The 21,246-nt window shown below is 62.1% G+C and carries 22 protein-coding genes; 11 read left to right on the top strand and 11 right to left on the bottom strand.

Going from position 1 to position 21,246, the window contains the following annotated elements; all coding sequences use genetic code 11:
- Positions 1-271: 271 nt before the first annotated feature.
- Entirely contained in the window at positions 272-1,213 is a 942-nt protein-coding gene (locus HU729_RS11245; protein ID WP_186710029.1) for an aromatic alcohol reductase, read from the bottom strand.
- A 96-nt stretch (positions 1,214-1,309) separates the two neighbouring features.
- On the opposite strand from HU729_RS11245, the gene HU729_RS11240 reads away from it, so the two are divergent.
- The 3 genes from HU729_RS11240 to HU729_RS11230 all read left to right on the top strand — a co-directional run bounded on the left by HU729_RS11240 (position 1,310) and on the right by HU729_RS11230 (position 4,192).
- A complete protein-coding gene (locus HU729_RS11240; protein WP_186710027.1) occupies positions 1,310-1,813 on the top strand; it encodes a helix-turn-helix domain-containing protein in 504 nt (167 codons plus the stop codon).
- Positions 1,814-2,226: 413 nt separating this feature from the next.
- A complete protein-coding gene (locus HU729_RS11235) occupies positions 2,227-3,039 on the top strand; it encodes an alpha/beta hydrolase (RefSeq protein ID WP_186710026.1) in 813 nt (270 codons plus the stop codon).
- Positions 3,032-4,192 carry a PAS domain-containing sensor histidine kinase gene (locus HU729_RS11230; RefSeq protein WP_186667692.1) on the top strand — a complete coding sequence of 387 codons (1,161 nt, stop codon included), beginning with the start codon at positions 3,032-3,034 and terminating at the stop codon, positions 4,190-4,192. Before HU729_RS11235 ends, HU729_RS11230 begins: the two co-directional genes overlap by 8 nt.
- A 52-nt stretch (positions 4,193-4,244) precedes the next feature.
- Here the strand turns inward: HU729_RS11230 and HU729_RS11225 are convergent, their stop codons facing one another.
- Positions 4,245-4,502, bottom strand: coding sequence for a DUF2790 domain-containing protein (locus HU729_RS11225; RefSeq protein ID WP_063543005.1), 258 nt, complete (start codon positions 4,500-4,502; stop codon positions 4,245-4,247).
- Between the two features lie 574 nt (positions 4,503-5,076).
- Here HU729_RS11225 and HU729_RS11220 point away from each other — a divergent pair.
- Positions 5,077-5,298 carry a hypothetical protein gene (locus tag HU729_RS11220; RefSeq protein WP_186667693.1) on the top strand — a complete coding sequence of 74 codons (222 nt, stop codon included), beginning with the start codon at positions 5,077-5,079 and terminating at the stop codon, positions 5,296-5,298.
- Positions 5,299-5,388: 90 nt separating this feature from the next.
- Here the strand turns inward: HU729_RS11220 and HU729_RS11215 are convergent, their stop codons facing one another.
- The 3 genes from HU729_RS11215 to HU729_RS11205 form a co-directional block, all read right to left on the bottom strand.
- Positions 5,389-5,838, bottom strand: coding sequence for a hypothetical protein (locus tag HU729_RS11215; RefSeq protein ID WP_186710024.1), 450 nt, complete (start codon positions 5,836-5,838; stop codon positions 5,389-5,391).
- A complete protein-coding gene (locus tag HU729_RS11210; protein WP_186710022.1) occupies positions 5,835-6,743 on the bottom strand; it encodes an NAD synthetase in 909 nt (302 codons plus the stop codon). Before HU729_RS11210 ends, HU729_RS11215 begins: the two co-directional genes overlap by 4 nt.
- Positions 6,744-7,086: 343 nt before the next feature.
- Positions 7,087-8,013 (bottom strand): LysR family transcriptional regulator, encoded by a 927-nt coding sequence (locus HU729_RS11205; RefSeq protein ID WP_186667695.1) that lies wholly within the window; start codon positions 8,011-8,013, stop codon positions 7,087-7,089.
- A gap of 137 nt (positions 8,014-8,150) precedes the next feature.
- Here HU729_RS11205 and HU729_RS11200 point away from each other — a divergent pair, with 137 nt between their 5' ends.
- From HU729_RS11200 to HU729_RS11185, 4 genes are all read left to right on the top strand, one after another.
- On the top strand, positions 8,151-9,410 hold the full coding sequence (locus HU729_RS11200) for an MFS transporter (protein WP_256216730.1): 1,260 nt from the start codon (positions 8,151-8,153) through the stop codon (positions 9,408-9,410).
- A gap of 18 nt (positions 9,411-9,428) precedes the next feature.
- On the top strand, positions 9,429-10,358 hold the full coding sequence (locus HU729_RS11195) for a carbon-nitrogen hydrolase family protein (protein ID WP_186710020.1): 930 nt from the start codon (positions 9,429-9,431) through the stop codon (positions 10,356-10,358).
- A 290-nt stretch (positions 10,359-10,648) separates the two neighbouring features.
- Positions 10,649-11,212 carry a hypothetical protein gene (locus HU729_RS11190; RefSeq protein ID WP_186667696.1) on the top strand — a complete coding sequence of 188 codons (564 nt, stop codon included), beginning with the start codon at positions 10,649-10,651 and terminating at the stop codon, positions 11,210-11,212.
- A gap of 79 nt (positions 11,213-11,291) precedes the next feature.
- Positions 11,292-11,714, top strand: coding sequence for an organic hydroperoxide resistance protein (locus HU729_RS11185; RefSeq protein WP_346655296.1), 423 nt, complete (start codon positions 11,292-11,294; stop codon positions 11,712-11,714).
- Between the two features lie 16 nt (positions 11,715-11,730).
- On the opposite strand, the gene HU729_RS11180 is transcribed toward HU729_RS11185, so the two are convergent.
- From HU729_RS11180 to radA, 5 genes are all read right to left on the bottom strand, one after another.
- Entirely contained in the window at positions 11,731-12,687 is a 957-nt protein-coding gene (locus HU729_RS11180; RefSeq protein WP_186710018.1) for an arsenic resistance protein, read from the bottom strand.
- A gap of 87 nt (positions 12,688-12,774) precedes the next feature.
- Positions 12,775-14,268 (bottom strand): methylenetetrahydrofolate reductase C-terminal domain-containing protein, encoded by a 1,494-nt coding sequence (locus HU729_RS11175; RefSeq protein ID WP_186710016.1) that lies wholly within the window; start codon positions 14,266-14,268, stop codon positions 12,775-12,777.
- A 296-nt stretch (positions 14,269-14,564) separates the two neighbouring features.
- Entirely contained in the window at positions 14,565-15,554 is a 990-nt protein-coding gene (locus HU729_RS11170; protein ID WP_186668385.1) for a FecR family protein, read from the bottom strand.
- 68 nt (positions 15,555-15,622) lie between these two features.
- On the bottom strand, positions 15,623-16,126 hold the full coding sequence (locus HU729_RS11165) for an RNA polymerase sigma factor (RefSeq protein ID WP_186668387.1): 504 nt from the start codon (positions 16,124-16,126) through the stop codon (positions 15,623-15,625).
- Positions 16,127-16,198: 72 nt separating this feature from the next.
- Complete coding sequence (radA, locus tag HU729_RS11160; protein ID WP_186710007.1) at positions 16,199-17,566, bottom strand: DNA repair protein RadA; 1,368 nt, start codon at positions 17,564-17,566, stop codon at positions 16,199-16,201.
- A 179-nt stretch (positions 17,567-17,745) separates the two neighbouring features.
- Here radA and mscL point away from each other — a divergent pair, with 179 nt between their 5' ends.
- Positions 17,746-18,159 (top strand): large-conductance mechanosensitive channel protein MscL, encoded by a 414-nt coding sequence (gene mscL / locus HU729_RS11155; RefSeq protein WP_054894040.1) that lies wholly within the window; start codon positions 17,746-17,748, stop codon positions 18,157-18,159.
- 55 nt (positions 18,160-18,214) lie between these two features.
- Here mscL and HU729_RS11150 read toward each other — a convergent pair whose 3' ends face one another.
- On the bottom strand, positions 18,215-18,991 hold the full coding sequence (locus HU729_RS11150) for a ferredoxin--NADP reductase (protein ID WP_186709995.1): 777 nt from the start codon (positions 18,989-18,991) through the stop codon (positions 18,215-18,217).
- A gap of 203 nt (positions 18,992-19,194) precedes the next feature.
- Here HU729_RS11150 and HU729_RS11145 point away from each other — a divergent pair, with 203 nt between their 5' ends.
- Complete coding sequence (locus HU729_RS11145) at positions 19,195-19,902, top strand: autoinducer binding domain-containing protein (protein ID WP_186709993.1); 708 nt, start codon at positions 19,195-19,197, stop codon at positions 19,900-19,902.
- A gap of 97 nt (positions 19,903-19,999) precedes the next feature.
- A complete protein-coding gene (locus tag HU729_RS11140) occupies positions 20,000-21,124 on the top strand; it encodes a methyltransferase (protein WP_186709991.1) in 1,125 nt (374 codons plus the stop codon).
- Positions 21,125-21,246: the final 122 nt, after the last annotated feature.

Genomic DNA, 21,246 nt, shown 5'->3' with positions numbered 1-21,246 from the left:
TTCTGGCCATTTTCTGCCGTTCCTCACCTAGCATTTGAAGAGGGTGAGCTCAGCTCTCACTGGATCGTCACAAGCCCTGATTTGATTCCACCGAAAGCCATAACTAGCTGATTTGTTTATAGACACCCTATGAGGTACATCAAAAATCCACAAAATTCCAGCCCCGTTGAAGCCGGGCCCTCACGGCCAACAACCGTCCGTCTGTCTCCGCACCAGTCCCACCCCTTTCCCCCCAGGCGCATCTCCGAACTTCCCCACCCTCTACCAGCACTTACCTCCCTTGAAGGTTGGCGCGAGCCCACTGCTCGGCGGTCGTGACGTGAATCGCCTGCTGTTCATTAAAGGTGCCCGCTTTCGGCCAGGCCACGCCTCGGCCCTGGGCAAACACGGCCCGATACTTCTTGATGTGATGAGTCGGGTCTTTTTCCAGTTCGTCCATCAGATACGGAACCGTCCATTCGTTACGTTTGAAAGGTCGTCCAAGGACACGTTCGAGCAACCCGGCAACTTCATCGTAAGTAACCGTGTCGCCCGAGAGATACACGATTTCGTTGCGCAAGCGGGGCTCGAAGAAAACGATCTCTGCTGTCAGCGCCCCGATGTCATCGGGTGTGGTCAGTGTGACGCTGTTATCCAGCCCGCCCAGCGCGTTCACCGTGTCATTCTCGAAGTCCACCACTTCAAAAATGGGCTCAAACATGAAGCTGGTGAACATGCCCGTCGAGATGATGACCCACTCAGTCTTGTCTTGAGCCCTCAGCAACTCGCGAACGTCAAGCTGGGCATCGAAAAGGTCCTGCGGGCTTCCGCGTCCAATCACCTCAAAATCCACGCCGAACTGCCACGGGAAGTATCGCTTGACGCCGGACTTCAGAGCCGCAGTGGCAAGCTTCATCGGAGTTTCTCGGCCTGCAACCATCCCTGCGCAGCCAATGACGGTATCGAATTGAGCGAATACCGCCGCAAGCTGGTCGATGGAGTCGCTCACCAGATCGGCAGCGACCATCTGAATGCCGAGGCTACGAAGTTCATCGATTTCGGCCTTTTTCGCCGGGACTTGGGTGTTGATGGTGGATTCGCGCAGCAGCACGCTGACCGTTGAGCCAGGGGCTCGTTCTGCAACCCGAGCAAGGTTGCGAAGCACGGGCAGCCCAAGCTCTCCTGCGCCTAATACGAGGATCGATTGAGGGGTTGGCTGGGTGGAATGGGTCATGATTTGTCCTGGTTGAAGTCGCCTGTAAGATGGACAAATGCTTGCACGACTATGCAGCGCTCGTAAGAAGGCACACGCGTGATACCAGGGGGAAGCATGGCCGATCATGAAGCTTTGAGGCAGGCGCAAGCCATCTGCCAGACGCTTAGAGAGGATGACGATGGGGTCAGGCGTGAGGTACTTGCACATGCGGGCAGTCGCTGGTCTCTGGGCATTCTGCATGCGCTAGGTGTCTACGGCACGATGCGCCACGCCGATATCAAACGGCAGTTGCGTGGCATTACACAGCGCATGCTGACCAAGACACTGCGATCACTTGAGCGAGATGGTTTGGTCAGCCGCCACGAGTTCCAAGAGATTCCGCCCCGTGTTGAATATGACCTGACTGCGCTGGGGATGCAGCTGCTTGTCCGCATGTCGCCTATTTGGACGTGGGTGGTTGAAAACGTGGAGCAGATCCGCGAGGCCCGCCACAGGTTCGACAGTCAGGACGGAAAGACACCGTTCTGGCAAGAGCCCGTCCCAATGGCTGCAAGTTCGGTTACTGGCTATGACAGCCCGCTGATAGAGCAGGCTATAACAGCGAAGAGAGACAAATGATTGTTGCGGAACACATCGAGAGTTCACCTCGAAAGTGTCTGGCCCGCGATACCCTCATGGCGGCTAACGCTTCCGCTTACAACGCCTACAGCCACGTCCTGTCCATATGGGGCTTAGCGCTGTAACCTGTAGATCGGATCTGTGCTCGATCAGCAAGCAGGTCGAGCACTTGAATCTGGCCTACACCTTAGCCCGCCCGTGCCGAAATCAGCTCGAACGGCGCCTCGTTCAATAATCCGCGGGCTATGTCCAGGCGTATCGCGTATGGTGCCCACGTGTGCCTGTTCTGGTACAACAGTTACTTTCGACTGCTGCGGAATCACAGTCGCACCCCGCTTGTCCCATGACTCACCTAATCTTTCGGAAGATCGGGCAGTCGGGCGCTACTAATAGCCAATTACACCAGGATTTTTATGACCCTGCAGAAGCGTAACAACGTCCATATTGTTGGGGACGGAGGGGTAACCTTGATCCTGGCGCATGGGTTTGGCTGTGACCAGAGCATGTGGCGGTTGCTGGTGCCGCATTTCTCCAAGAGCTTCCGCGTTGTTACCTATGATCTGACCGGCGCTGGGCAGTCTGAGCTTGAGGCGTACGATCATGGCAGGCACGCGTCGCTGTGGGGGCACGCAGCGGATCTTAACGAGATCATCAACGCGTTTGCGAAAGGTCCCGTGATCCTGGTGGGGCACTCGGTCAGCTCGATGATCTGCGCCTTGGCCACTGTGCAGTCGCCAGAGCGGATTGCTGCGCTGGTGATGATCGGCGGTTCGCCTTGCTACGTAGACAAGGGTGACTACACCGGCGGATTCTCGCCGGATGAAGTGCTGCAAATGCTGGCCACCATCGACGACAATTATCTCGGCTGGGCCGGGACCATGGCGCCTGTCTTGATGGGGGCACCGGGGCAGCGGGGGCTTCACGAAGAGCTGCTGGAAAACTTTGCTCGCACCAACGCCTTTATCGCCAGGCATTTTGCCCGTGTGATCTTCCTGTCCGATCACCGGCAGGACATTTGCGGGCTGTCGACACCCACCTTGATCCTGCAATGTCCCGGCGATGTGGTCGTGCCAATGGAAGTTGGCGATTATCTGCACCAGGTGCTGCCCGACAGTACGTTGAGCATCATCAACAATATCGGCCATTTCCCGCAGCTGAGCGCGCCCAGTGCATGCACGGCTGCAATGGATGCTTTCTTCGTAGAACGTGGGTTCAGTGATGGATGACACCGCGCAGTTGCTCACAGCAGCGTATTTCGAGAACGCCCCGTGCGGACTGGTTGTCATGGCCGCGGATGGCACCATCATCCGCGCCAACCAAACGTTCTGCGATTGGCTGGGATACGACTCGACGCTGATGCACGCGTGCAGTTTCGAGCAGTTGCTGACGGTGGCGGGGCGTGTGTTCCAAAGCACACACTGGAAGCCATTGATGGACATGCAGGGCTCTGTTGCGGAGGTTAAGGTCGACCTGCAACATCGCAATGGAACAGCCGTTGCCATGTTGCTCAATGGTGTCCGGCAGGCAAGTGACGACGGGGTCGTCTACCAGTTGGCGTTGTTCGGCATTAGCCAGCGAGACCGCAATGAGCGGGGGGTATTCTTGGCAATGCAGCGCGCCGAGGAACTGCTGGCACAGAAGGCCGCCGCCGAATCAGCTTTGCAACGCGCCCAAGTCGAGTTGGCCGCAGCCTATGAAGATGTGCAGCATCGGGCACTGCTCGCCGAACGAATGGTCGCTGTGGCTAGCCATGACCTGAAGAATCCGATGACGGCCATCAAGATGGCTACTGAGCTGCTTGCACGCGATGTCCAATCCGACCGGGGGCGTCGCCTGCTGGGCAGCATTGGCACTTCTGCCGAAAGAGCGCAGCGCATGATCGTCGATCTTTTGGATTTCGCTTCGATCAAACTCGGTCAGGGCATCGGTATCCGTCGCCAACAAGTTGATCTTCTGAAGGCCATGGACCAATCCGTGAGTGAGCTCAGGATTGTTTTTGGCAACGCAAGCATTCGTCATTTGTCTCGGGGGCAAGGGACATTCGAGGTGGACCAGGACAGGTTGCATCAGATGATCGGTAACCTGGTCGCCAACAGTGCGGCATATGGCGACCTTCGCTATCCCATCACGCTCACTACTGAGTTCTGCGGCAACGGTGTGGTTTTGAGCGTTCACAACCACGGCCCTGCCATCGCCGAGGAATTGCTGCCCAAGTTATTCGAGCCGATGACGCGTGGTAGCGACCGGCAAGATACGCTGCGTTCGCTCGGGCTTGGTTTGTTTATCGTCAAGCAGATCGCCGAAGCCCATGGAGGCTGGGCTACCGTCACGTCCGACCCAATCTATGGCACCACTTTCATCATCCACTTGCCCTATTGAACTGCCGGCACTGCCGAACATTCCCTCACGGATTAAGCAACACTCCAGAGCCTCAGTCGTCAGTCAAACCTTTCCCCATCGCTGTGTATTCAAGCGTATGCCGTTGGCCTTTGGAGTCTTCGTAGATCATGCGCGCGGGTACCAATTCGCGCACGTCGGGCACTTCGCTCACGGAGATCACTCGGGCGATGTCCAGGTGCTGCGAGTAGTTGTACCGTTCAACCGGCGGCTGCTTGAAATCCTGCGCCACTTCATTGGCCATTGCCGTGCTGCAAAGGCCGCCAAACACCAATGCCACTAACGCTTTCATTTTCAAGTTACCTGTCTGTAGTGAGGGGGCTTGCGGCGCCGCGAGCGCCGAGTTGCACCCAGTGTTCTACAGGCGGATTAGTTGAGGGTTAACAGAGCAGGGTCGCCGGCCCTGGGCGTATGTCGGACTGTTCCCAAAATGCGGTTCACGGCTTCTTCGGGCTTCGCCGCGCCTTGCACTGATGCCCCGTTAGGCATAAATTCCCTCCAGTCGCGGCAACCTCCGCGACCGGGTTTGGCGACCCGTACGAAAAGGCGCATCGGCGCCCCGATCACGATTGCAGGCGCTTTTTTTGTGTCCGCAGTTTCGTGCAATGGCGGCTGTGCGTGGGAGACCCTCGGGTCTGCCGGGTTCCTTTTCCTCGGTTCGCCAACCTGCGTACAGCTGCCACCCAATCGTTTGGCGACGATTGACGTGGTGCTTCAACTGAAAAGGATCTCATGCATGCTTATCGCTACCCCTTACAGGATCCTCGCATCCGCTCTCCGCCGCTGCTCATCAGCGCCGGTATCTCGACCCCATCGCTTTTTCCCTGTCCACAGTCAGCCCACCCGCGAACTGAGGCAGGTGTCCCATGACTGACCACGAGCGCCTTTCCACAATCCAATCCTATGCCTGGACCCTCGAACTCCTGGGCGAGGCACTGGCTCAATACGATGAACTGCTTGAGTGTGAGCACAACCCGCAGTTGAGCGGTCGAGGTGCGGCGGGGATTCACCAGGCCATCCGCATCATCGGTCGGATGACGGCGGAGGAGTGTGGGAGGTTGATTGATTTGGCGGGGGAGGCCGTGTAGCTGTTGGAGGTGTTGTTGGCCCTCGACTGCCGGGGCCGCTTTGCGGCCCTTTCGCGGCACGAGGCCGCTCCCACACCGACTGGGCTTGAGCTACCGACGGAGCTTTTCATAGGCGATCCATTCCTCGCGCATTCGCCGGATCACTTGAAGTCTTTTGCACATTTGGCGGTAGCGGCGGCTGTTGTAGCAGGCGAGGGCCGAGGTGGCCGAGAGCATGCCCACCAACGAAAACAACTCTAATCCAGGCTTGAAGTAGCTTATGCAGTTGGCTGCAAGACATATCACCAATACCCCTACAATCCACCATGTGAATTTTCCTCTGCCACGGATTACCGAGTACTGAGCGCACCCCAGCACGGTCGTGCCCAACATCAGCAGAGTAAAGGAGTACTCAAGGTAGTTTGGATGCTTGCGAAAGTAGACATCTGCTATGGCGCCTGCTCCCGTAGAGATGGCGATAATTGCCAGCAACATTGCCAGCGCAAGGATCGGGAAAAATCGTTTGAGAAAGGTGCCTAAACAAAAGGTAAGAAACATCATTCGCTGATTTCCTCTATCAGCATTACAGCAAGGTTCTGGACCATCCCGTTCCCGATGATGCCGATGCCGCTAAGGATGGACTCACTGATAAGTGCAATGGTCGATTTCCTGATTTGTGCGGGCATAAAGCGTTTGGGAAGGGTACCGAGACGTTGTTTGAGTTTTAGTTGTTTACTCGTCAGCGACGGGTGTTTGATCGAGAGGATTTCTCTCATCAGCGTGCTGCGTTGCTGGCGACTCAGTGTTCTACTCAACGAGAACCATCCTGCACCTGTCAGGCTTTTGCGCATCTGGAGATATTTGATCGTGTTCAGAGAGGCGCTGGCGATTCCGAGCAAAGAGATGATGTCTAGCAGCGGTGCAACAATCTTGAACCAAGTTTGATTATCGAGTTCATCATTGCTTTCCGGGGCGTGAAGCTCCAAGTGAACACGGCGCACTCCAATCGCACACTGGGCGGCAGATGCCAATAAAGCTCCGTAACCAGCAATGCTGATAGCAATCCCAGGGCCACCGGTGATAGCAGTCAAAACACCTCCATTCACTATCAACAGCAACCCGCCGATAAATCCCGTACACGCCACCCCAGTATTCCAGAGATCCGAAATCAACCTGGACTGCCGCGGATCCTTCACCTGCTGCTCAAGATACTGCTCAGCCGTAACCGGCCTAGGCAGCTCCTGCAACACCACCCTCTTCGGCAGCACACTGCAAACAGGCTGAAACGCCCGCAAGGTAATCGCGTTGTAATGAGTATCGACATAAACCACCCCCGCCCCAACGATGGCGGGATCGCGGTCGATTGCGGCATACAGTTTGGGAAGATCGATCGAGCTTTCGATCCGCGCTCGGGCGAAAGGCTTGAACGGGTTGCCACCTAATTCCGTGATGGGCGGGCGAGGCATGACGGGTCCTGAGCAGGGCGTCAGGAGAGACCGTTGGGTCAGCCGCTAGCCCGCGATTGAGGGACTCGCGAGCATAAGAAGGCGCTATTGGCGGGTATGTCGGACCGTTCCGATATGATTGTGGGAGAGCGCGGCCGCGAGCTTTGCCCCTGGTCGTGGGACACGTCGCAACGACGCGGACTGTTGCCAGCGAAGTTTCATCATCTTCTGTAAGCACTACCGGTTTGAGGTGGTGCGGTCAGTCTGTTCGTCCTTGAAGCGCAGCATCCCTTGCCCGGGCACCATGGGCATGAACTCGTCATGCGCGTGGGCCCTAGTTTCGTAGGCACAGTCGGTCCGGAGGCTACCTCACCACCTGGGCCAGGTTGCCGATGAACTGCCGCAGCCATTCATGATGCGGTTTGTTGTGCCGGGCAATGTCCCAGACCATGAAACAGCGGAACGACGGCACCGGGAAGGGCACCGGGCTCACGGTCAGGTCGGTCATCGCCGCATAGCTCTCGGCGGCGAAGCTGGGGATCGTGGCGATCACTTCGCTGTTCATCAAGGTGCTCAGTGCACCGCTGAAATGGGTGAACGAGGCGGTGACATGCCGCGCATAGCCTGCCGCCTCGAACATGTCGTCGATGAAGCCGCGGCGGCCATCGTAGGAAATCCGCACGTGATTGGCGGCGAAATAGTCTTCCAGGGCGATGGGGTCGTTCGCCGCTCCATTGCGTGGACGGTAGAGGCAGGCGTAGGACGAGGAAAACAGCACCTGCGAGGAATAGCTGGTGTTGAAGTCCTTGGGTTCGGCACAGATCACCAGGTCCATGTCGGGGTCTTGCAGCGACTGTTTCCACAGCGAGCTGTTGCTCTGGTGGAAGGCGAAGGTCACGCCCAGGCCTTCGGCCGCTGCGGCGTTGACGATGCGCGGCGCAAGGCAGGCCTCGATATCGTCAGACAGGCCGATATTGAAGACATAGCTGGAATTGTGCGGCGAAAAGTCGGGTTCTGTGCCCAACAGGCCGGATATGGAGGTCAGGGCTTCGGTGATCTTCGGCGCCAGCTCCATGGCCTTGCGCGTGGGTTGCATGCCCGAGGCGGTGCGGATGAACAGCTCGTCGCCGAAGTGCTCGCGCAGGCGGCGCAAGGCCGAGCTCACTGCGCCCTGGGTCACGTGCAGCATGGCTGAGGCGCGGGTGGCGCTGCGTTCGGTCATCAGGCAGTGAAAGGTCAGCAGCAGGTTCAGGTCGATCCGAGAAATATTACGTACGTTAATCCGGCTCATATTTCCTAATCGTTTGCCCCGTGGTCGGTGGTGTTTCTAGTCTGGTGCCCACAACAGATAACAACACATAGGTGGATCCGGTGGGCACGATTTCGCATAGCGTGGGTGAAAGCAATACCCATACCAGGGGTGGGCAGGTGGATATCCGCAAGCGCGCCATCGCGGTAGGGATCGGCAACTTCATGGAGTGGTTCGACTTCGCCGTTTACGGCTATTTCGCGGCGGTGATCGGGATGCTGTTCTTCCCGTCCAGCGCGCCTGGCGTGTCGCTGCTGTCGTCGCTGGCGGTATTCGCCGTGGGCTTTCTCTCGCGGCCGTTCGGGGCGCTGATCCTGGGGCCGATCGGTGACCGTTTCGGCCGCCGGGCGGTGCTGATCATCACGGTGTTCGGCATGGGGGTGTGTACCACGATCATCGGGTTGTTACCCACCTACGAGGCGATTGGTATCGCAGCGCCCGTGCTGTTGATCGCCATGCGCTTCGTGCAGGGGATGATGGTTGGCGGCGAGTGGTCGAGCGCAGGCATCTATATTGTCGAGAGTGCGCCGGCGAATCGCCGCGCCACGGCGGCCAGCGTGATCACCGGGACTGCCGGGCTGGCGTTCCTGTTCGGCACCTTCGTCGCCGCGACCATCACCACCACGCTCAGCGACGCGCAACTGACGGCCTGGGGCTGGCGCCTGCCGTTCGTGGCCTCGATCGTCATGACCGGCATCGCCATCTTCATTCGCCGCAAGCTGGGCGATACCCCGGTGTACGAAGAGATGGTGCGCCAGCGCGATTCGGCGCAGGCCCCGAGCAAGGCGGTGCGGCGCCGGGCGTTCATCACCACCTTTGCCTTTTCGGCGCTGTTCGGGGTGTCGCTTTATTACTTCGTCACCTACGCCAACAACCACCTGGTCACCACCGTGGGGCTGCCGCGCAGCACGGCGCTGTGGCTGTGCAGCATCGCGCTGGTGGTGTACGTGATCGTCAACCCGCTGATCGGCCGGCTCAGTGACCGCATCGGCCGGCGCAAACTGTTGCTGGGTGCTGCCGCGGCGCTGACGGTGCTGGCGTTTCCGATTTTCCTGTTGATCAACAGCGGCAACAGCGCGGCGATCCTGCTCGGCTTGATCATCCTGGGGGTGCTGGTGGCGGTCACGGCAGTGATGGACGTGGTGCTGCTGGTGGAGGTCTTCCCGGCCTCGATCCGCTCCACCGGCGCAGCGCTGGGGCACAACCTGGCGCTGGCGATCCTGGCAGGCCCGGGGCCGTTCATCGCCGCGGCGCTGATCCGCATGACCGGTGACGCCAACCTGCCCGCTGCCTACCTCGCCGGGGTCTCGCTGCTGTGCCTGCTGGTGCTGTGCAAGACCTTGCCGGAAACCCGTGACAACGACATCAGCCGTTTCTAACCACAGACAGGAGTCATCATGACCCGTGTAGCAATCATCCAGGCCGCTTCCGTTCCTTATGACGCGATGGCCAGTGTCGAGAAGGCCGCCGGCATCCTGCGGCGGGTGGCGGAGCAGGGCGCACAACTTGCGGTGTTCCCCGAAGCGTTCATCGGCGGTTATCCCAAGGGCGCGGCGTTCGGCAGTGTGGTGGGCAATCGCAGTGCTGCCGGGCGCGCGCTGTACCAGCGCTACGTCGAGGGTGCGGTGGCCCTGGACGGCCCGGAGCTTGCGGCCTTTGCCGAAAGCGTCGAGCAGACGGGGGTGACCGCGGTGGTCGGCATCATCGAGCGTCATGGCCGCACCCTGTATTGCACCGCTGTCACCCTCGCGCCGGGCCGGGGCATTGCCGGTTATCACCGCAAGCTCATGCCGACCGGGCAGGAGCGCCTGATCTGGGGCTTCGGCGATGGCTCGACCATTGAGCCGGTGCAGACCGACTTCGGTGTGCTCGGCAGCGTGATCTGCTGGGAGAACTACATGCCGGCGCTGCGCCAGGCCATGTATGCGCAAGGGGTGCAACTGTACTGCGCACCGACTGCCGACGATCGACCGTCGTGGGCCAGCTCCATGGTGCATGTGGCGCTGGAGGGCCGGGTGTTCGTGCTCTCGGCCTGCCAGGCGATTCGCCTGGGCGAGTATCCGCAGCAGCACCGCGAGGCGTTCGGGCTGGATTTCGCCGACGACGACTACGTGATGCGCGGGGGGAGCATGATCGTCAGCCCCTTGGGCGAGGTACTGGCCGGGCCGGTGTTCGATTGCGAGACCGAGTTGTACGCGGATCTGGACATGAGCCAGTTGAGCCAGGGCAATCTCGACTTCGATGTGGTGGGCCATTATGCGCGGCCGGATGTGTTCGAGCTGAAGGTCAATACCGCGCCGGTGCGGGCGGTGAGTTTCGACGGCTGAGATCGCCGGGGCCGCTTTGCGGCCCAATCGCGGGACAAGCCCGCTCCCACAGATACGTGCGCTGAATCCGGTGTCAGCGCACGTCCCGCGATTGTATCGCCCTGTATCTCATCCCTGATCCTGCGTACTTGCATACAAATCCCTCCCTCCCCGGATACGCCCCCGATACACGCTGACGTTCAAATGGCTCCACCCGAACGAACGGGGCCAGGCGCCCCGGTTCATCGGCTCTCTCGCCCTAGGGGCAATGAACCCAGCGGAACGACCGCACTGACATCCGGAGAAATGCCATGTCCCATACCCCGATTTCCAGCAAGGCTCGCATCGGCCTGTTCGCCATCGCCCTGGCAGGCGGTATCAACGTCACCAGCTCCGCGTTCGCCGTTGAAGCACTGCCGCAGGGCTACCAGCTCGCGGCCAACGACAAGGCCCCGGAAGGCAAGTGCGGGGAAGGCAAGTGCGGCGCCAAGGGCAAGGCCACCCAGGCCGAAGGCAAGTGTGGGGAAGGCAAGTGCGGTGCCGAGGGCAAGGCCACCAAGGCCGAAGGCAAGTGTGGCGAGGGCAAGTGCGGTGGCCAGGCGAAAGCCACCGGGGCGGAGGGCAAGTGTGGTGAAGGCAAGTGTGGCGATGCCTCCTTCGCCCGCACCGACACCGACCACGATGGCCGCGTTTCGCGTGCCGAGCTGCTGGCCGTGGCACCGAAGGCCAACGCCGAGTTCGATGCGATCGACGCCAACCACGATGGTTACCTGTCCGAGGCGGAGGTGTATCAGTTCCGCAAGCATCAGTTCGACGCCAACGGCAAACCGTTCCCGTCCGACCTGTACAGCCGCCTGAGCCAGGCCAAGCAGTAACGGCCATCCGCGCCCTTCCCGCACCCTTGGTCGGGGAGGGCTGTGCGAAACATCCTGATCGGCAAGAAGGAGATGCACCGTGATCACCCCTTTGACAACCACCCTCTACACCGCCCGTACTCACACCACCGGAGGCCGCGACGGCCGCGGTCGCTCCAGTGATGGTGCGCTGGACCTGCCGTTGAGCCCGCCAGGCTCCGGACGTCCAGGCACCAACCCCGAGCAATTGTTTGCCATCGGCTGGTCGGCCTGCTTCATCGGCGCACTGCGTCGTGCGGGGCAGAAGTTCGACATCCGCCTGCCCGAGGGCGTGGCGGTGGAGGCTGATGTGGCGCTGGGCAATACCGCCGATGGCGGCTTTGCGCTGGCCGCTCAGTTGACCGTGCACTTGCCCGGGCTAGCCCTGGAAGACAAGCAGAAGATGGTGGCCGAGGCGCACCAGATCTGCCCTTACTCCAAGGCGACGCGGGGCAATATCGAGGTGGGGTTCGTGATCCTGTGAGTTGGGATGGCGCCTGTCAGCTTCGTACCACTGCCGGCACCACCCGCACGTAGATCAGTTCGCTCACCAGTTCTACCAGTGTCTGGGTTATCACCGCCGCTGCCGCCAGCACCCGCAACTCTTCCGGCAAGGCCAGCGCCAGCGGCAGTACCACCAGCGAATTGCGGGTCGCGGCGCTGAACGTCACCGAGCGCGCTTCGCGCGCCTGCAGCCGGAACAGCCGCGCCGAGAGCAGCCCCAGCAGCGGTGCCAGCAGCGCGAACCCGACATACACCGGAATCACCGGCAACAGGCGCTGGAAGTCGCCCAGCACCACGGCGATCTGCGAGCCGATCACGGCAATCAGCACCAGGGCCATGGCCGGCACCGGCATCCACGCCCAGGCGTCGTTCCAGCGGGCGATGGCCTGCGAGCGGCGTGCACCGACGCTGGTGAACACGGCCAGCAGCATCGGTAGCACGATCAGCAGCACGAAGGCTTCCACGAACGGCGCGATGGAGAGTGCCACCGGGTTTTGCGCGCCGAGCATCAGGGTCAGGTACAGCGGCAGCAGGGCCAGTTGCGCCAGTAACAGCATCGGCGTGGCGGCGAGGGTCAGGCGCGAGTCGCCTTTGCCGATGTGGGTGAACACCACCACGTAGTCGATGCAGGGCGTCAGCAGTACCAGCAGTGCACCGATCAGGATCGCCGGGTGCTCGACCAGACCGCGCGTGGCCGCCCACACCAGCAGCGGTACCAGCACGAAGTTGGCAAGCAACAGCGCGCCCATGAAGCGGCGGTTGCCCAGCCCCTGACGCAGGTCGAGAAAGGGGATCTGCAGGAACATCGCGTACATCAGCACGGCAATCGCCGGAGTCACCAGCGCTTGCAGGTGGCTGGCGGTGTCGGGAGCGAACAGGCCTGTGGCGATGGCCAGGACCACGGCGGCGAAGTAGAGGGGGATCTGCTGGGTTTCAAGTTGCGCTCGGGTCACGCGGCGGTCCTGTGGGCGAGTGTAGGGCGATGGCCGCTCAGGATAGAGGCTGTCGGGCCCCCTGTACCAGGGCTTGCCGGGTCGCTCCTACAGGTCCGCGGCCTCGGGTTGCGGGCGCTTGGCGCGCGCTGCGGGTTGTACTGGGGTTGGCTCGGCGAACCAGCGCGGCCAGGAGCTCTGCTGGCGCCCACCCACCTCGACGCAGGGGATCAGCTTGTCCCTGAGTACGTCTGTCTGCCCGACCGACACCGCCGTGCGGTATTTGCGGCTGTGGATGCATTCCCGGTCGCCGAACTCGCAGCGGTTCAGTTGCGTCCCGCCGCAGGGCCCGTTGGCCAGGCCCTTGGGGCAGGTTTCCGGGCAGATGTACAAGGTGTCTTCGAGCCGGCATTGACCGCAAGTATCGCAACCGACCACCGGCCGCTTGAGGCCGCGCTCCACTCGGTGCAGAACGCGCGCCGCGGCTGGGGTCGACCACAGCGACCGGCGCACGCTCCAGCCGAATGCCTTGCTCAACAGCGTTTCGCGGCTGAACAACTGGTGGTGCATGGCCGACAGCAAATGGTAGCGGGCCTTTTCCGTAAACGACGCCTGGACCTGGCGCTGGCCTTGCTGCCAGTGATGCCCGGGTGGGTGGAAAGTGACCGGCGCCACGCCGGGCATCTGCCAGGCGGCGTCCCAGGCGCTGCGCCATTGCTCGAGGCTGTTGATGCGTGGCAGCCAGTCTTCCAGAGCTTGTTCCAGTTCGAGAAACTGTTCGAGTTCGTGCACGCCGGAGAGGTCGATCCCGGCGTAGCCCAGCAGGCGCAGGCCGATGATCTGCAGGGCCAGGCGCTCCGTGGCACGCTGCCGGGCGTGGGCCTTGGACACTGCCGCCTCGGCGGCGAGCAGCGCACGCATCGCGGGGCTTACGGTGACCCCCGCCACATGCTCGAGCATCCCGGCGCGACCTTCGGTGAGCCCCATGATGCAGGCGAGCATGGGCCGAGGCCTGGGCTGGCGCTGCATCCAGTGCATGGCCTCGCGGTATTTCTGGAAGTCGAAGCCCAGTTGCAGGATGAAGAAGTCGACGCCGGCGGCGAGCTTCTTTTCGGCCTTGAAGTATTGTGCGCCGCCTTCTTCCTCGCGGTACTTGAACGGATTCAGTGCCGCGCCGAGCAGCCAGTCGGGGCGCGCCTGGCGCACGATCTGCAGGGCCGCGACAGATTCGAGGTAACGCACCGGACGCTGGCCTGGCGTGTGGCCGGGCAGGCGGTCGCCGGTCAGCAGCAGGAGCTGGTCCAGGCCTGCGGCGTCCATGTGTGACAGCTGGGCGAGCAGGTCCTGGCGCTCGCGATCCTTGCCTGAGAAATGCAACAGGGTCGGGACCGGTGTGTTGAAGCTGCGGCAGGCGTCGAGCGGCGACATGTCGAGCGCACTGCCGACCCGGTCGGCGATGGACACCGCCAGTGGCCAGCCGCACAACTGCGCACGCGCCATGATGCACTCCAGTGCAGCGAAGCGCTGGGCAGAAGGCTTGGGGACGAACTCCATGATGCAGACGAAGGATTGATCGTTCAGGGCTTGTCTGAGCAGGCTCATGGCGGGTACCGGGTGCGGGCAGGATGACAGTGTGGCTGGATTGGGGGGCGGTGGGTTGTCTGCAAGCGTACGGCATTGATCTGAAACAGACACGCGCCGCGGTTTACATCTGGATACAAGCCAGGCTTTGTCATCGAGCTGGCGGGTTGCTTGGATGCTGCGCTAGTGGATCGAATCTACTTTTGGCGGTGACCTTTTCGCGGGCAAGCCCGCTCCTACAGGCCCTGCGGCTCGGAAGACTGTGGAGTACCTGTAGGAGCGGGCTTGCCCGCGAAAAGAACACCACCGAGCAAAGGTCAGTAGATCAAGGTCAACCCAGGCAGCTCGACCCGCCGCGCCTGCAGTTCATCGCTCAGCACCCCGCCAACCGCCGCCAGCTGATCAAGGCGAAACACCCCGCTCACCTCGCGCTGCGCGAGCTGCGAATCCACCACCATCAACCTGCCTGGGCGATAGCGGTTGAGCCGCGCCACTACCTCGGCCAACGGCTGGCGCTCGAACACCAGCACCCCGCGCTCCCAGTCGGTGGCCCGTTGCAGGTTCTGCTCCGGCCAGGGCCGCACACCAGCGGCCTGGTCATAGCGCACGCTCTGCCCCTGCTCCACTACCTGGTCGGCGCGCCCCCGCTGTGGCGGGCTCAGCAAGTCGACGGCAACGCGATGCTCGAGCATCCCGACCCAGCCACCCTCGCCCGCCTGCCCGACCACGAAGCGTGTGCCCAGCGCGCGGGTGGTCGCTCCGGCATATTCGACCACGAACGGCCGCCGCTCGCGCTCCGTCACCGGCGCCGCACTGAACACCGCCTCGCCCGCCAGCAAGCGCACACGTCGCTCGCCATGGTCGAAGGCCAGGGCAATGGCGCTGCGGCTGTCCAGATCGACCAGGCTGCCATCGGGCAGCGTCACCCGCCGCACTTCGCCCGCGCCAGTGACATAGTCGGCTCGCCAGTCCAGCAGCAGTTCCGGCGCCTGCGCCACACCGAACGCCACCACCAGCATGGCCGCCACGCCCGTCATCGCCCGACGCCAGCGCGAACGACGGCGCACTGGCCGCGCAAGCGTCGGCGGCAACCCACGACGCACCGGCAACGCCAGCTCGCTCAAGGCGCCCAGATCGGCCCAGGTTGCCCGGGCAAACTCATAGGCCTGCACATGCCGCGGATCGGCGGCGCACCACTGCGCCAGCGCCCGCTGCTGCTGGTCGCTCAGAGGGCCGGCACTCTCGCGCACCACCCACTCGGCGGCCTGCTCGCGAATTGCTTGCTCGGGCTGGTTCTCGCTGCTCACACGGTTCTCTCGCGATCTGGTTATGTCTGGGCTGACGTCTGAAGGGGCAATTGTCAGTAAACCGTTGGTCATCCGCCGTCCTGCAGGCACTGCATCACATAGGCCAGGGCCTTGGCCAGATGCTTCTGCACGGAGCTGTCGGAAATCCCCAGGTGGCGGGCGACCTCGGCATGGGTCATGCCTTCGAGGCGGTTGAGACGAAAGACCTGCTGGGTGCGCTCGGGCAGCGCTTCGAGCATGGCTTGCACGCGGCGCAGGTGCTGCTCGCGGGCAGCCTGCTCCTCAAGCCCCGGGCGCTCTTCGACGATGCCTTCGAGGGCCTCGTGGGGCACCAGGTCGGTCTTGCGCCGCTGCTGCTGGCGCAGGTGATCGATCATCAGGTTGTGCGCCGTGCGGTACAGGTAGCCCGGCGTGTTGTCGATGGTTTCCTGGCGCTGCTGCTCGGCCAGACGCAGGAAACTTTCCTGCACCAGGTCGGCAGCCAGCTGCGGATCACGCACCTTGCGCGTCAGCAGCCCCTGCAGGGTTTTCGCATGCTTGATGAACAAGCGCTTGAGATCGGACTCCGCCACACGCACTCCAGCTGGTGGTCGCAAGGTGGCGGAATGCTACTCGCTACTGAGAATCAGTTGCAAGAAGGTCGGTCATTCGAACAGTGCGTCCAAGGCCTGCTCCAGACGCGTCACCGCAATCACCTGCAGCCCTGGCGGGGCTTCCTTCGGTGCGTTGCCTTTGGGCACGATGGCGCGCTTGAAGCCATGCTTGGCCGCTTCTTTCAGGCGCTCCTGACCGCTGGGCACCGGGCGCACCTCGCCAGAAAGACCGATCTCGCCGAACACCAGCAGGCCATGGGCCAACGGCCGGTTACGCAGGCTCGACATCACCGCCGCCAGCAGCGCCAGGTCGGATGCGGTTTCCAGCACCTTGACCCCGCCGACCACGTTGAGGAACACGTCCTGGTCATGGGTGGGGATGCCGCCATGGCGATGCAGCACCGCCAGCAGCATGGCCAGGCGATTCTGGTCCAGGCCCAGGGTGACCCGTCGCGGGTTGGCCAGGTGGCTGTCGTCGACCAGCGCCTGGACCTCGACCAGCATCGGCCGGGTGCCCTCCCAGGTGGCCATCACCACGCTACCCGGCACCTCTTCCTGGGTACGGTTGAGGAAGATCGCCGAGGGGTTGGACACCTCCTTCAGGCCACGATCGGTCATGCCGAACACGCCCAGCTCGTTGACCGCACCGAAGCGGTTCTTCACTGCCCGCAGCAGGCGCAGGCGCCCGTCCGATTCACCCTCGAAATACAGCACGGTGTCGACCATGTGCTCCAGCACCCGCGGGCCTGCCAGCGAGCCTTCCTTGGTCACGTGGCCAACCAGGAAGATCGCCGTGCCGCTTTGCTTGGCATAACGCACCAGCAGCGCCGTGCTCTCGCGCACTTGGGCCACGCCACCAGGCGCCGACTGCAGTTGTTCGGTGAAGATGGTCTGGATCGAGTCGATCACCATCACCCGCGGCTTTTCCACCCGCGCCGTGGCGATGATGGTTTCGATGCAGGTTTCGGTCATCACCTTGAGCTGGTCCTGGGGCAGGCCCAGGCGCCGGGAACGCATGGCCACCTGCTGCTGCGACTCTTCCCCGGTGACGTACAGCGCCGGCATCTGCGTGGCGATGTTGCACAGGGTCTGCAGCAGGATGGTGGATTTACCGATACCCGGGTCGCCGCCAATCAGCACTACCGAGCCATCGACCAGGCCGCCGCCGAGCACGCGGTCAAGCTCGGTGCTGCTGGTGGTGAAGCGCGGGATCTCCTCGACGCTGACCTCGGCCAGGGTCTTGATCTGCGCCTGCTGCCCAGTCCAGCCCGCACGCCCGGAAGGCGCTGCGGCGCCGGCGCTTTCGATCATGGTTTCAACGAGGGTGTTCCAGGCGCCGCATTCGCCACACTGGCCGGCCCATTTGGGAAAGGTCGCGCCGCACTCGGTGCAGCCATACAAGCGCTTGGCCTTGGCCATCGGGTCAGTCTCCTGGGCAAAGACCGCCATGATAGCCCAAGCCCGATGTGCCTCGGGCGCTGCTGCGTGCGACAAAACTATTCGTTCTAATGGCAGTCTGTAGCCCTGAATGCAGCGCATGAAGCGTTTTAGTGGCTTACACTGCGTTTACCTCACCATTTGTTACAAAGGAATAAAACATGGGCGTGCTCAGCGAGTTCAAGGCCTTCGCGGTCAAGGGAAATGTCGTCGACATGGCGGTTGGTATCATCATCGGCGCGGCCTTCGGCAAGATCGTCTCGTCGTTCGTGGGCGACGTGATCATGCCGCCACTAGGCCTGCTGATCGGCGGTGTGGACTTCAGTGACCTGGCGATCACCCTCAAGGCCGCCGAAGGCGATATCCCGGCGGTGGTGCTGGCTTACGGCAAGTTCATCCAGACCGTCATCGACTTCGTGATCGTGGCGTTCGCCATCTTCATGGGCGTGAAAGCGATCAACCGCCTCAAGCGCGAAGAGGCCGTGGCCCCCACCACCCCACCGGTGCCGACGCCACAGGAAACCCTGCTGACCGAGATCCGCGACCTGCTCAAGGCGCAGAACCGCCAGCCGTGACCGAAACGCACCGGGGCCGCGATACGGCCCCGGATAGCGTCGCACGCAAAGCGCCCTACCAGTAATTCTCCACCGCCACCTGCCCCGGCCGCTTGCTCAGGCTCAGTTGCAGGTCGCGCGCCTTCAGCACCTTGCGTGTCTCGTCGATCATGTCGGGGTTGCCGCACAGCATGATCCGCGAATGCTCCGGCGAAAACTCCAGGCCCGCCGCCCGCTCCAGCTCGCCGCTCTCGATCAGCGTGGTGATCCGCGCATTCAGGGCGCCAGGATGTACCTCACGCGTGACCACCGGAATGAACTGCAGCTTGCCGGCGAACTCGGCCAGGTAGTCGCGCTGCTCAAGCCCGGCGATCAGGTCCAGGTACGCCAACTCCTTGGCTTCACGCACCGAATACACCAGCTTGATGTTGTCGAAGCGCTCCCAGGCCTCGAAGTCCTGGAGGATCGACACGAAGGGCGCGATACCGGTGCCTGTGGCCAGCAGCCATAAGTCGCGGCCACCGACGAAGCGATCCAGGGTCAGGTAGCCGAAAGCCTGACGATCGATCAGCAGTGTGTCGCCCTCTCCCAGCCGGCTCAATTCGCTGGTGAACTCGCCACCCGGCACCACGATGGAGAAGAAGTCGAGAAACTCGTCATGGGGCGCGCTGACCATCGAATAGGCCCGCCACACCACACTGCCGTCGGCCTTGGACACCCCCAGACGCGCGAACTGCCCGGCCCGAAAACGGAACCCCGCATCACGCGTTGCACGCAGGCTGAAGAGGTTCGGCGTCAAAGGTTGGACATCGAGCAGGGTTTGCGAAGTGAACTTGTCGGCACTGGCGGTCATGACGGACTCCCAAGGTGAATACGCCAAGTGTGGCGCAAAGTGACGCGCAGGAACACCGAGGAGCTGTAGGGTCTCGTACAGATCAGGTACAACAAAATCTATATTCAAGCATTGGCTATAGCGAAAAATTTCCTGCGCGTTAGTCAGCTTTTCCTACACTCGGGTGGATGTCGTGAAATTATGGATCCACTTGGAGCAAGAACATGTCGCATTGGAAGCCCGAAAATCTCCATGCGTTGCTGGGTGAGCGGCACCCAGAACGCATGTTCGACCAAGCCATTGCACTCGTTCAAGAGATGGGGATGGAGTACCTCGGGCTTACGCTGCACCTACATGTTCCTGCACAACGTGCCCATGTGATCCTGTACAACAATTTTCCCAAGGAGTGGAATGCCCACTATCAGGCAGATCGCCACTTCATCGAGCAAGACCCTGTCATGGCCCTCAGCCGCAGCTCCACGGCCCCAGTGCTCTGGGAAGACGAACTCTATAAAGAGGCCCCCGAATACCGTAGCCTCGCCTGCAGTCATGGCCTGCGGCATGGGTGGACGCAATCGCTCCACGATCACATCCACGACATCAGCCAGCTCAGCGTGGCCCGCCCCAGGCACCCGATCTCGACACTCGAATTCCTGGCCGAGAGCGCACAACTGTTCTGGCTGCACAACGTGCTGCATGAATTGATCTGCAATCATCACCGCAAGGCGATGGATCCGGCCCCAGCCTTGACCGACCGTGAGCTGGAGGTCACCAAGTGGACCGCTGATGGCAAGACCGCATCAGACATCGCCTGCATTCTCTCGCTGTCGCCGAGCACCGTGAACTTTCATATCCGCAGCGTGATCACCAAGCTCAACGTGCCCAACAAGACCGCTGCCGTCGTGGTTGCCGTGCGTCACGGTTTAATCTGAGAGTCACTGCCCGTCATCGGCAAAGCCCTGTAGAATCGAACGTTTTGACGTCTGTGGTCGTCCACCATAGGCAAAGCCGCATCGAGTCCGTTCCCCCATGCCCCTGCTGACCAGCCCCTTCGCCGAACTCGACCTGATCCGCCAGCCGGAGCAGAACAACGACCCCCTGCAAGCCTTCGACGCTGCCGACGAGTACCTGCTGAGCCATTTGGCAGCCCAGGCACCTCAAGCCGCGTGCCGCGTGCTGATCCTCAACGACAGCTTCGGCGCCTTGGCGGCAAGCCTCGCCGGCCACGTGCAGGTGACCAGCAGCGGCGACTCCTATCTGGCCCACCTGGCCCTGGAGAAAAACCTCGCGCGCAATGGCAAACCTTACGACAGCGTGCCCTTCGTACCCTCCAGCGATCATTGGCAGGGGCCGTTCGACCGCGTACTGATTCGCGTACCCAAGACCCTCGCGCTGCTCGAGGAACAACTGATCCGCCTGCAGGGCAAGCTGGCACCCGGCGCCGAAGTGATCGCCGGGGCGATGATCAAGCACCTGCCGCGTGCCGCCGGCGACCTGATGGAGCAGTACATTGGCCCGGTCCAGGCGTCGCTTGCGCAGAAAAAGGCCCGCCTGCTGATCGCCACGGTTGGCGAGCGCCCCGTCGCAGCTTCGCCCTACCCCACCCGCTACCGCCTGGACAGCCCAGCGCTGGAGCTGGTCAACCATGCCAACGTGTTCTGCCGCGAAAGCCTGGACATCGGCACCCGCGCCTTCCTCCCGCACCTGCCGCGCAACCTCGGCAGCGCCCGGGTCGCAGACCTGGGATGCGGCAATGGCGTGCTGGCCATCGCCAGTGCACTGACCAACCCGGATGCGCACTACACGCTGGTGGACGAGTCGTACATGGCCGTGCAATCGGCGCGGGAAAACTGGCAGGCGGCATTGGGCGATCGCGCAGCGGACATCCACGCCGATGATGGCCTGGCCGGGCAGCAGAAGCAGTCGCTGGATGTGGTGCTGTGCAACCCGCCATTCCACCAGCAGCAAGTGGTCGGCGACTTCCTCGCCTGGCGCATGTTCCAGCAGGCCCGGGAGGCGCTGGTGGTCGGCGGCGCGCTGTACATCGTCGGCAACCGCCACCTGGGCTATCACAGCAAGCTGTCGCGGTTGTTCCGCGGTGTGGAGCAGGTCGCGGCGACGCCAAAGTTCGTGGTGCTCAAGGCGCGCAAGTGATCGTAGGGCCAACTGTCTTGTAAAAAACCCAAAAGCCAGCCCAATGTCGGGTCCAGGCTTAGGGTTTGAAACCAGCCAGTCTTCTGTGGGACCCAGTCCTCTGTGGGAACCAGTCTTCTGTG

The sequence above is a fragment of the Pseudomonas sp. RW10S2 genome, assembly GCF_014268985.1.
GTDB classification, from domain to species: domain Bacteria; phylum Pseudomonadota; class Gammaproteobacteria; order Pseudomonadales; family Pseudomonadaceae; genus Aquipseudomonas; species Aquipseudomonas wayambapalatensis.
The sequence above is the reverse complement of the archived record's forward strand: the minus strand, read 5'-3'. Positions and strand labels throughout refer to the sequence as shown.